Genomic DNA, 9,060 nt, shown 5'->3' with positions numbered 1-9,060 from the left:
ACCCTCGAAGCCATCGACGCCGGCGCCACCGTCGCCACCCACCTCTTCAACGCCATGCCCGGCATCGCCCACCGCGCCCCCGGCCCCATCGTCGCCCTCCTGGAGGACGAACGCGTCACCGTCGAGCTGATCAACGACGGCGTCCACCTCCACCCCTCCGTCCTCGACCTCGCCTACCGCACCGCCGGCGCCACCCGCGTCGCCCTGATCACCGACGCCATGGGCGCCGCCGGCATGGGCGACGGCCTCTACCCCCTCGGCCCCCTCCAGGTCCAGGTCAAGAACGGCGTCGCCATGCTCCCCGACGGCAGCTCCATCGCCGGGTCCACCCTCACCCTGGACCGGGTGTTCCAACGGGCCCTGCTGGTCCACGGGTTGAGGCTCGACCAGGCCGTCCAGTCGCTGTCCGCCACCCCGGCGCGGCTGCTCGGTCTGGCCGACTCGACCGGCTCGCTGGAGACCGGCAAGCTCGCCGACCTGGTCGTGGTCGACTCCGACGGCTACGACCTGGTCGCCGTGATGCGCCGGGGCCGCTGGGTGGTCGGCGGCGAGAGGTTCCGCACCGTCACGTCCGCCTGAGCGAAGACCCCCAGCAGCTCATGGGCGCTCGGGATCGGCCGGTCAGGAGCAGCACGCCCTTCCCGCGGGCCCTTCCCGCGGGCCCTTCCCATGGGCCCTTCCCATGGGCCCTGCCCGCCCGCGCTCGCTTCCCGCCAGCGGCGGGCGTCCCGGGTCGGCGGCCGTAAAACGGCTGGCCCGGTCGGCGCCCCCGGAGTTAGTCTCGGGGGCATGGACGTCATGGATCGAAGCACCACCGCAGCCGCGCGAGCGACCCGCTCGCCGGTTGCCGCCGCCTGACGTACCCCTCCCCCCGGCGACCGGAAACGGTCCGCCGGTGGTGGCTCCGAGGTGTTCCTTCCTCGGCCCGATGATCGCGCGGTCCCGTTCTCCGGCGCCTCCCTCCGGCCCTCGAGGAGCCACCGCCATGAACACCGACCAGCTCGTCCGCGTCTTCACCGAGTACTTCGAGGAGCGCGGCCATCGCCGGATCACCGGCTCCACCCTGCTGCCCCCGCCCGGGGACCAGGTGCTGTTCACCACCTCCGGCATGCACCCCCTCACCCCGTACCTGGAGGGGCGCCCGCACCCGCTCGGCCGCCGGCTGGTGAACCTCCAGCGCTGCCTGCGCACCACCGACCTCGACGAGGTCGGCGACCGCACCCACCTCACCGTCTTCGAGATGCTCGGCAGTTGGTCCCTCGGCGACTACGAGGGCCCGCAGAGCCTCGACTGGGGCTACGGGCTGCTCACCGACGGGCTCGGCATCGACCCGGGCCGACTGCACGTCACCGTCTTCGGCGGCGGCGACGACCGGACCGGCCCGGACACCGGCTCGCTGGAGCTGTGGCAGGACCGCGGGGTCCCGGTGGAGCTCACCGTCGAGGACAACTGGTGGTCCAACGGCCCGACCGGCCCGTGCGGCCCCGACTCGGAGATCTTCCTGTGGACCGGCGACACCCCGCCCGAGTCCACCCCCACCCGGGACGACCGCTGGGTGGAGGTGTGGAACCACGTGATGATGCGCCACCGGCGGCTCGACGACGGCTCGCTCGTTCCGCTCCCCCAGCGCAACGTGGACACCGGGCTCGGACTGGAACGGCTCTCCTCGCTGCTCCAGGGCCGCTCCTCGGTCTTCGAGTGCGACGTCTTCGACCCCTGGCGCCGCCTGGTCCCGACCCTGTGGCAGCTCGACGAACCGTCCCTGCGCCTGGTCAGCGACCATCTGCGCTCGGCCGTGGTCGTCATCGGCGACGGCGTCCGCCCGTCTCCCACCGGTCGCGGCTACGTGCTCCGCCGCCTGGTGCGCCGGGTGCTCACCGTGCTGCGCCGCGACGACCCCCAGCGCGGCCTCGGCGATCTGCCGGACGAACTGGTCCGGCACACCCTGGACCGCTTCCGCCAGGACGTGCGGCCCGAGACCGTCCGCCAGGTCCTGCTGGACGAGGAGCACCGCTTCGACCGCCTCCTGCACCGCGGCCGGCAGATCCTCTCCCGCCCCCGCTTCCGCGGCCCGCTCAGCGAGGACGACCTCCACTACCTCCACGACACCCACGGGCTGCCGCGCGACCTCGTCCTCGCCCTGCGCTCCCGCTGACGCCCCCTCCCCAGCCGCCCCGCACCCGAACTCACCCGTTCGGCTGATCCCGGACGGAACCGACCCGGCCCGGCCGGGCTTCGCGGACACTGCCCTTCGGCCCCTTCGACCCCTTCGACCGCTCCACCCCCTCTTCGACTTCACCCCCTCCGCGACGCCCGGCCGGCCCGCATCGACCCCGACCACGACTCCGACCACGACCACGACCCCGACCCCGACCACGAGGAGACCGCATGAAGGCCTTCCACCCCACCTTCGGCCGCTCCCCCTGGCCCGACGGCCTGCGCGCCCTGCAGATCTACGCCCTGCCCGACCTGCCCGCCGGATCCGCCCTGCACACCCTGCTCGCCGACCTGCGCCAGGCCCTGACCGGCTACCCCGTCCTGCCCGTACCCGACGACCGCACCCACATCACCCTCGACATGATCACCTCCGCCCCGGCCGACACCATCGACCCGGCCCGGCACCGCCGCCTCGCCGACCGGCTGCGCAGCGCCGTCGCCGGCACCGGCCCGATCCGGCTCAACGCCGGCTCACCGCTCGCGTACCGCACCGGCGTCCGGCTCGACCTCCACCCCGACCACGCCCTCGCCGCCCTCCAACAGCGCGTCCGCACCGCCGTCCACGACGTCTTCGGCCCCGACTCCACCGACTACCCGCTCGGCGTCCTCCACACCACCGCCGCCTACGCGACCGCCGACACCGACACCGACGAACTCGCCCAGACCATCCACCGGATCCGCCCCGGCCACGCCCCGTTCACCGTGCGCCGGATCATCCTCAACGAGGTCCACTGGCGGCGCACCCCCGCCCCCGGCACCGACCACCCCGCCTGGCAGATCGACTGGGACACCCTCGCCACCATCCCCCTCGACGAGTAACCGCTCCGCATCCGTCATGCCCCCCGAACGAGACCGTCGCTCTTCGCGGCAGCGATCTTGCGAGTGACACCGGAGCCCGGCCGGGCAGCTCGAAGCTGCCCGACCGGGCTCTTGAACAGCGACTCGCGGACGCGCGGTCCGCGGTGGGTCCGCTGTCTCAGGACGCCTTCGCCGAAGGCCGCATCGGATCGGCCAGGCGGCCCAGCATCCCGGCGACCAACGCGGTCTGGGCGGGCACGGTGTCGGGGTAGATGAACTCGCCTTGAGCGTGGGCGCCATTGCCGACCGCGCCCATGCCGCACAGCACCGGCAGGCCCAGGGCGGCGACGAAGTTGGCGTCGCTGCCACCGCCGACGGAGGCGGCGGGCAGGTCGCGGCCCTGCTCGCGGGCGACCTCGCGGGCCAGGCCCAGGAGCGGGGCGGAGGCGGCGTTCAGGGTCATGGGCGGCCGGTTCCAGCCGTGCACGATCTCGATGCCCACCCGCCGGTCGCCGACGTCGATGCTGTCGAACGCCGCGTCCACCCGCTTCTGCTCGGCCTCACTGCTGACCCGGATGTCGATGCTCGCGCTGGCGTGGCCCGCGACGACGTTGGTGGCACTGCCGCCCTCGATGAGTCCGGGGTTGATCGTGGTGCCGAGCTCCGGAGCGGCGACGGCCGTGGCGGCGACCACGAAGTTGGACAGCGCGGTGATGGCGCTGGCCCCCTCCTCGGGCGCCAGCCCCGCGTGCGACTCGATGCCGGAGGCCGTGACCCGGAAGACACCGGTGCCCTTGCGGCCGGTCTTCACGGCACCCTCCCCCGCGGAGGGCTCCAGCACCAGCGTCACGTCGACGTGCTGAGCGACCTCCTCGATCACCGGACGGGAGGAGCGCGAGCTGATCTCCTCGTCGCCGTTGAACACGAAGGTGACGGTGGGGACCGGATCACCGCTCTCGCGAGCCAGCCTCAGCGCCCAGATCCCCTGCGCCAGGCCGGTCTTCATGTCGAAGATGCCCGGTCCGGTGAGCTTCTCCCGGCCGTCGAACGCGAGCGGCGCCTGCTCGTCCCAGTCGGCGAGCGTGCCGGTCGGCCACACGGTGTCGTAGTGCCCGACCAGCGCGACGTGCCCGGGGGCGGTGCCGTTGTAGGTCAGCGTGATGGTGTCGCCGCAGGCGCCGCCGGGGTGGCGGCGCTCGTGGTCGGGGTGCCCGAGTCGGTGGACCACCAGCTCGCGCAGGAGGTCCAGGCCTGCGGCGAGCGCGGGCAGGTCGTAGCTGCTGGTCTCCTGGTGGACGAGCGTCAGGATGTCGCAGAGGATCTCCGGCGAGACATCCTGGGCGCAGCTGGTGAGGGTGGCAGCGGGCAACACGGTGATGGTCGGCTTTCTCGTGCGAGAGGCGGACGGTGCGCCTCTTGAGTCGATGTGCTTCTTCTGACGGCTGCGGGAGGTGGGCCTCTGGGGCGGTCCCTTTCGGGTGGGGGCTCGGGGTCAGCTGATGCCGAAGGGGATGCCGAGCAGGTACCAGGCCAGGAAGAACCCGACCCAGACGAACCAGGCGACGGCCGCGATCGGGACGGTGTAGGAGGCGAGGGTGCCGATGCCGGCGTCCTTGCGGTACTGCTTGACGAAGCCGACCGCCATGACGAAGAACGGGCTCATCGGCGTGACGCACTTGGTGACCGAGTCGGCGACCCGGTACCCGGCCTGGGCGGCGTCGGGGTGGATCCCGATCAGCATCAGCATGGGCACGAGCACCGGGGCGAGCAGCGCCCACAGTGCGGACCCGCTGGTGAGGAAGAGATTCATCAGCGAGACCATCACGGCGATGGCCAGCAGGACCGCCCAGCCGCTCAGATGCATCGAGGTCAGCTGCTGCGCGCCCTTGACGGCGATGATGTTGCCGATGTTGGTCCACTTGAAGGCGGCGAGGAACTGGGAGATCGCGAAGAACAGCACCAGGGTCGGCGCCATCGCCTTGGTGCCGGTGGTCATCGCCTCGACCACGTCGGAGGAGGCGGTGAACTTGCCCGTGCTGCGCCCGTAGACGGTGCCGAGCAGGGCGAAGAACACGCACAGCACCAGCGACATGCCGGTGAACAGCGGCGAGCTGATGATGCCGCCGTGGTCACCGCGCAGCGGCGAGGAGTCCGGGACCACCGCCGCGACCAGGAGGGCGAGGAAGCCCAGCGCGACCAGGCCGGTCACCCGCAGCGCACGGCGCTGAACCTCGGGCACCGTGATCTGCGCCATCTCGACGGTGTTCAGCGCGGTGGCCGGCTCGTCGGTCGCCAGGTCGGCGCGGCGGGCGAGGAACCTGTCGGTGACGAGCGTGATCACCAGGGCCATCACGACGGAGGACGCGACCCCGAAGAAGTAGTTGGCCATCGGGCTGACGACGGCGTGCGGGGCGATGGTCCGGGCCGCCGTGGTCGACATCGACGACAGCAGGACGTCCGTCGTGGTGAGCGAGGGGGAGGCGTTGTAACCCGCCGAGATGGAGACGTACGCAACGATGCAGCCGAGCATCGGGCTGCGGCCCGCAGCCCGGAAGATCAGGGCGCCCAACGGGATCAACGTCACATAGGCGGCGTCACCCGCGACGTGGCTGACCATGGCGGTCATCGCCAGGGCGAAGGTCAGGTACTTGCCCGGCACCTTCGCGACCATGCGGTGCAGCAGGGCCGTGAACAGGCCGCTCTGCTCGGCGACGGCGATGCCGAAGCCGACGACCAGGACCGTGGCGATGGGCGGGAAGCTCGCGAAGCCGGTGTCACCGCCCTGGATGAGCACCGCGAGGCCGGCCTTGCTCAGCAGGCTCTGTACCGCGACGGCCTTGTGCGTGCCGGGCAGCACGGCACTGACGTGCTCGGCCGCGAGCACGGCACTGAGGACGACCACGGCCCCTACCAGCGACCAGAACAGCCAGAACGGCTCGGGCAGCTTGTTGCCGACCTTCTCGACGGCCGCCATCGCGCGGAACGCGGCACGCGCGGCTCTCGAGTCGGGCACGCTCGACCGGGGCCTGGTCGCGGTGGCACTCATAGGTACCTCTTCGTACTGGAGGGATGTTCCTGCAAAGAATGACAAGCAAGTGAGAGATTCTCTAGTCTTGCCAGATAACAATGGGATCAATCGACAGTCTAAGGTAGGAGTCCATGACCTCCCCGCAGCTCGACGAACTCGACCGGCGCCTCATCGGAGCACTGCACCTGGCGCCCCGAGCCACCTGGGACGACCTGGCCGCAGTGCTGTCCGCCGACGCGAGCACGCTCAAGCGCCGCTTCGACCGGCTGCGGGAAGCGCGGATGCTGCGGGTGATCGGGCAGGCCGACTGGGGACTGCACTCCACCGCGATGCCGGTCCACGTGTTCCTGGACGTCACGGGCCTGACCCCGCTCACCGTCGTGGACCGCCTGCGCGCCCTGCCCCACCTCCAGCGGCTGGCGCAGATCTCCGGCGACTACCCCCTCTACGCGGTGGTGCACGCCCCCTCCGATGCCGCCACGAGCGAGGCGATCGACCGGATGTTCTCCATCCCGGGCGTCCGCCGCGTCAACGCCCTGCCCGCGCTCCACACCCTGCGGCGGGGCGTCACCTGGGACCCGCAGTTCCTGACCGAAGCCGAACGGGCCGAGCTGCTGCGACTCACCGGAGCCAGCCCTGAGGGCACCGCGACCGCGACGCCCCCCGCAAAACCCCTCAGCGAGGCCGAGCGCACCATCGTCGCCCAGCTGATCCAGGACGGCCGGGCCTCCGCCGCCGCCGTCGCCCGGACCACCGGACTGGCCACCTCCACCACCCACCGCATCGTCCGCCGGATCCTCGACGAGCGATGGGTCAAGCCCCGGCTGGAGATCGTGTCGGAGTGGCTCGGCTTCCAGACCCCGTTCCTGCTGCGCCTGCGGGTCGCGCCCGGCGACACCCCCGCAGTCATGCACCGCCTCGACGTGCTCCCCCAGACCCGGCTCGTCGCCCACGTCGCCAGCGACCTGTCAGTGCTGTGCGCGGGGCTGGTCGCCGACCGCCCGGCCCTGGCGGCGTTCATCGACGACGAGCTCGCCAAGATCCCCGGCATCCTCGCCGTCAACGTCGACGTGGTACTCGCCGAGCCGCGCCGCTACTGGCTGGACCAGAACCGGACCTCCGGGCTCGGGGAGTTCCACGCACCGGCGCTGAGCGGCGCTCCGGCTTGATTCGACGGCGAGGCGTGCGGCCGAGGGGTGGGCGCGGAGCCGGGCGGCGGGCATGCTAATGGGGCAACCAGCTGACACCGTACGGGGGCTGACGATGAGTCACAGTGAGGGAACTACCGCGCGACCGAACCGCCGCGCCCTGCTCGCCGCGGCCGGCGGCCTGGCCGCCGGACTGGCCGGGACGGGGGCGGGGGCGGCTCAGGCCGAGGCGGCGGGACCGACGGGACCGACGGGACCGGCCGAGGCGGCGGGGCGGCGGGAGCCCGCGCCGTTCGGGCCGGCGGCTGTGCGGCCCGGGGATCCGCGCTACGAGAGCCTGCTGAAGGGCGACAACCAGCGCTTCGTCGGGCGTCCGGACGAGATCGTGGTGGTGGGCAGCACCGAGCAGGTGGTGCGGGCCGTCCAGGACGCCGTCCGGGCCGGGCGCCGGATCGGCGTGCGCAGCGGCGGGCACTGCTTCGAGGACTTCACCGCCGATCCGGCGATCCAGGTGCTGCTGGACCTCTCCCAGCTGGACGCGGTGGGCTACGACCCGGAGCGGCGGGCCTTCGAGGTGCGGCCCGGCGCCACCCTCGGGCGGGTCTACCGGACGCTGTTCAAGGGCTGGGGCGTCACCGTGCCGGCGGGCGGCTGCCCGGAGGTGGGCGCCGGCGGGCACCTGGTCGGCGGCGGGTACGGGCCCCTGTCGCGGCGCTACGGCTCGGTGGTGGACCACCTGTACGGCGTCGAGGTGGTGGTCGTGGACCACGACGGCACCGCCCGCGCCGTGGTCGCCACCCGCGAACCGGACGACCCCGCCCGCGAACTGTGGTGGGCGCACACCGGCGGTGGCGGCGGCAACTTCGGCGTGGTCACCCGGTACTGGCTGCGCTCGCCGCAGGCCGACGCCGAGGCCCGTACGGCCGCGCCCGATCCGTGCCGACTGCTGCCGCCGGCGCCCGCCGAGATGCTGGAGGCCCTGGTGGAGTGGCCCTGGGACAAGGCCAGGACCAGTGAGCAGGCGCTCACCACCCTGCTGCGCAACTTCTGCGCCTGGCACGAGCGCAACAGCGAGCCGGGTTCACCCCAGGCCGGGTTGTACGCCGTCCTACAGCTCACCCACCACACCGCGACCACGTTCTCCATGGTGGTCCAGATCGACGCCGGGATCCCCGGCGCGACGGACCTGGTCAAGGACTTCATCCAGCAGGTGAACGCCGGCACCGGCCTGGACGCCGGCGGCGGAAGCGCGACCGTCCCCTGGCTGTACCCGATGACCTGGCCGGGCAACGGCGAGGCCGGGAACATCATCACCCGCCGCTACAAGGGCAAGGCCGGCTACCTCAAGCGCTCCCTCACCGAGGACCAACTCACCACCATCCACCGGCACTTGACCAATGACACCGGCACCCCCGCCTGCGGCATGCTGCTGATCGGCTACGGCGGCCAGGTCCGCTCCGTACAGCCGGGCGCCACCGCGGTGGCGCAGCGCGACGTGGTGATGAAGGCCGTCTACCACAGCGTCTGGGCCGAGGAGAAGGACGACGGCGCCAACCTCTCCTGGGTGCGCGAGCTCTACCGCGAGGTCTACCGCGACACCGGCGGCGTGCCCGTCCCGGGCGAGGTGAGCGACGGCTCGTACATCAACTACCCGGACGCCGACCTCGCCGACCCGGCCTGGAACACCTCCGGCGTCCCCTGGCACACCCTCTACTACAAGGACGGCTACCCCCGCCTCCAGCGCGCCAAGGCCCGCTGGGACCCGCTCGACGTCTTCCGCCACGCCCTCTCCGTCGAACTCCCCGACCGGTGAGCCGGTACGCCGTACGTCCGACGGGAGTGATTCCGGCCGGCCGTCATCGAGGAGGC

General features: G+C 72.3%; 7 protein-coding genes. 5 read left to right on the top strand and 2 right to left on the bottom strand.

Features of this window, described 5'->3' with window-relative positions; translation table 11 throughout:
- The 3 genes from ACZ47G_RS26405 to ACZ47G_RS26395 all read left to right on the top strand — a co-directional run.
- On the top strand, positions 1-579 hold a 579-nt coding region (locus tag ACZ47G_RS26405), incomplete at its 5' end, for an amidohydrolase family protein (protein ID WP_465746650.1).
- A 406-nt stretch (positions 580-985) separates the two neighbouring features.
- Positions 986-2,155 carry an alanine--tRNA ligase-related protein gene (locus tag ACZ47G_RS26400; protein ID WP_465746648.1) on the top strand — a complete coding sequence of 390 codons (1,170 nt, stop codon included), beginning with the start codon at positions 986-988 and terminating at the stop codon, positions 2,153-2,155.
- Between the two features lie 233 nt (positions 2,156-2,388).
- Positions 2,389-3,036, top strand: a complete 648-nt coding sequence (locus tag ACZ47G_RS26395; RefSeq protein WP_465746646.1) for a 2'-5' RNA ligase family protein — start codon at positions 2,389-2,391, stop codon at positions 3,034-3,036.
- Between the two features lie 157 nt (positions 3,037-3,193).
- Here the strand turns inward: ACZ47G_RS26395 and ACZ47G_RS26390 are convergent, their stop codons facing one another.
- Together ACZ47G_RS26390 and ACZ47G_RS26385 are read right to left on the bottom strand one after the other, a co-directional pair.
- Positions 3,194-4,393 carry a M20 family metallopeptidase gene (locus tag ACZ47G_RS26390; protein ID WP_465746672.1) on the bottom strand — a complete coding sequence of 400 codons (1,200 nt, stop codon included), beginning with the start codon at positions 4,391-4,393 and terminating at the stop codon, positions 3,194-3,196.
- 114 nt (positions 4,394-4,507) lie between these two features.
- The gene (locus ACZ47G_RS26385) at positions 4,508-6,061 is read right to left on the bottom strand and encodes an AbgT family transporter (RefSeq protein WP_465746644.1); all 1,554 of its coding nucleotides are present in this window, start codon (positions 6,059-6,061) and stop codon (positions 4,508-4,510) included.
- 113 nt (positions 6,062-6,174) lie between these two features.
- Between ACZ47G_RS26385 and ACZ47G_RS26380 the strand changes: the two genes are divergently transcribed.
- Positions 6,175-7,212 (top strand): Lrp/AsnC family transcriptional regulator, encoded by a 1,038-nt coding sequence (locus ACZ47G_RS26380; RefSeq protein ID WP_465746642.1) that lies wholly within the window; start codon positions 6,175-6,177, stop codon positions 7,210-7,212.
- Between the two features lie 94 nt (positions 7,213-7,306).
- The gene (locus tag ACZ47G_RS26375; protein ID WP_465746640.1) at positions 7,307-9,004 is read left to right on the top strand and encodes an FAD-binding oxidoreductase; all 1,698 of its coding nucleotides are present in this window, start codon (positions 7,307-7,309) and stop codon (positions 9,002-9,004) included.
- Positions 9,005-9,060: the final 56 nt, after the last annotated feature.

The sequence above is a fragment of the Kitasatospora sp. NPDC030952 genome (genome assembly GCF_055571335.1).
This window is presented reverse-complemented; position numbering and strand designations above follow the sequence as displayed.

Bases quoted from the DNA above. Each gene is read 5' to 3' on its own strand.
- ACZ47G_RS26400 (WP_465746648.1), top strand. From the start codon at position 986: ATGAACACCGACCAGCTCGTCCGCGTCTTCACCGAGTACTTCGAGGAG.
- ACZ47G_RS26395 (WP_465746646.1), top strand. From the start codon at position 2,389: ATGAAGGCCTTCCACCCCACCTTCGGCCGCTCCCCCTGGCCCGACGGC.
- ACZ47G_RS26385 (WP_465746644.1), bottom strand. From the start codon at position 6,061: ATGAGTGCCACCGCGACCAGGCCCCGGTCGAGCGTGCCCGACTCGAGA.
- ACZ47G_RS26380 (WP_465746642.1), top strand. From the start codon at position 6,175: ATGACCTCCCCGCAGCTCGACGAACTCGACCGGCGCCTCATCGGAGCA.
- ACZ47G_RS26375 (WP_465746640.1), top strand. From the start codon at position 7,307: ATGAGTCACAGTGAGGGAACTACCGCGCGACCGAACCGCCGCGCCCTG.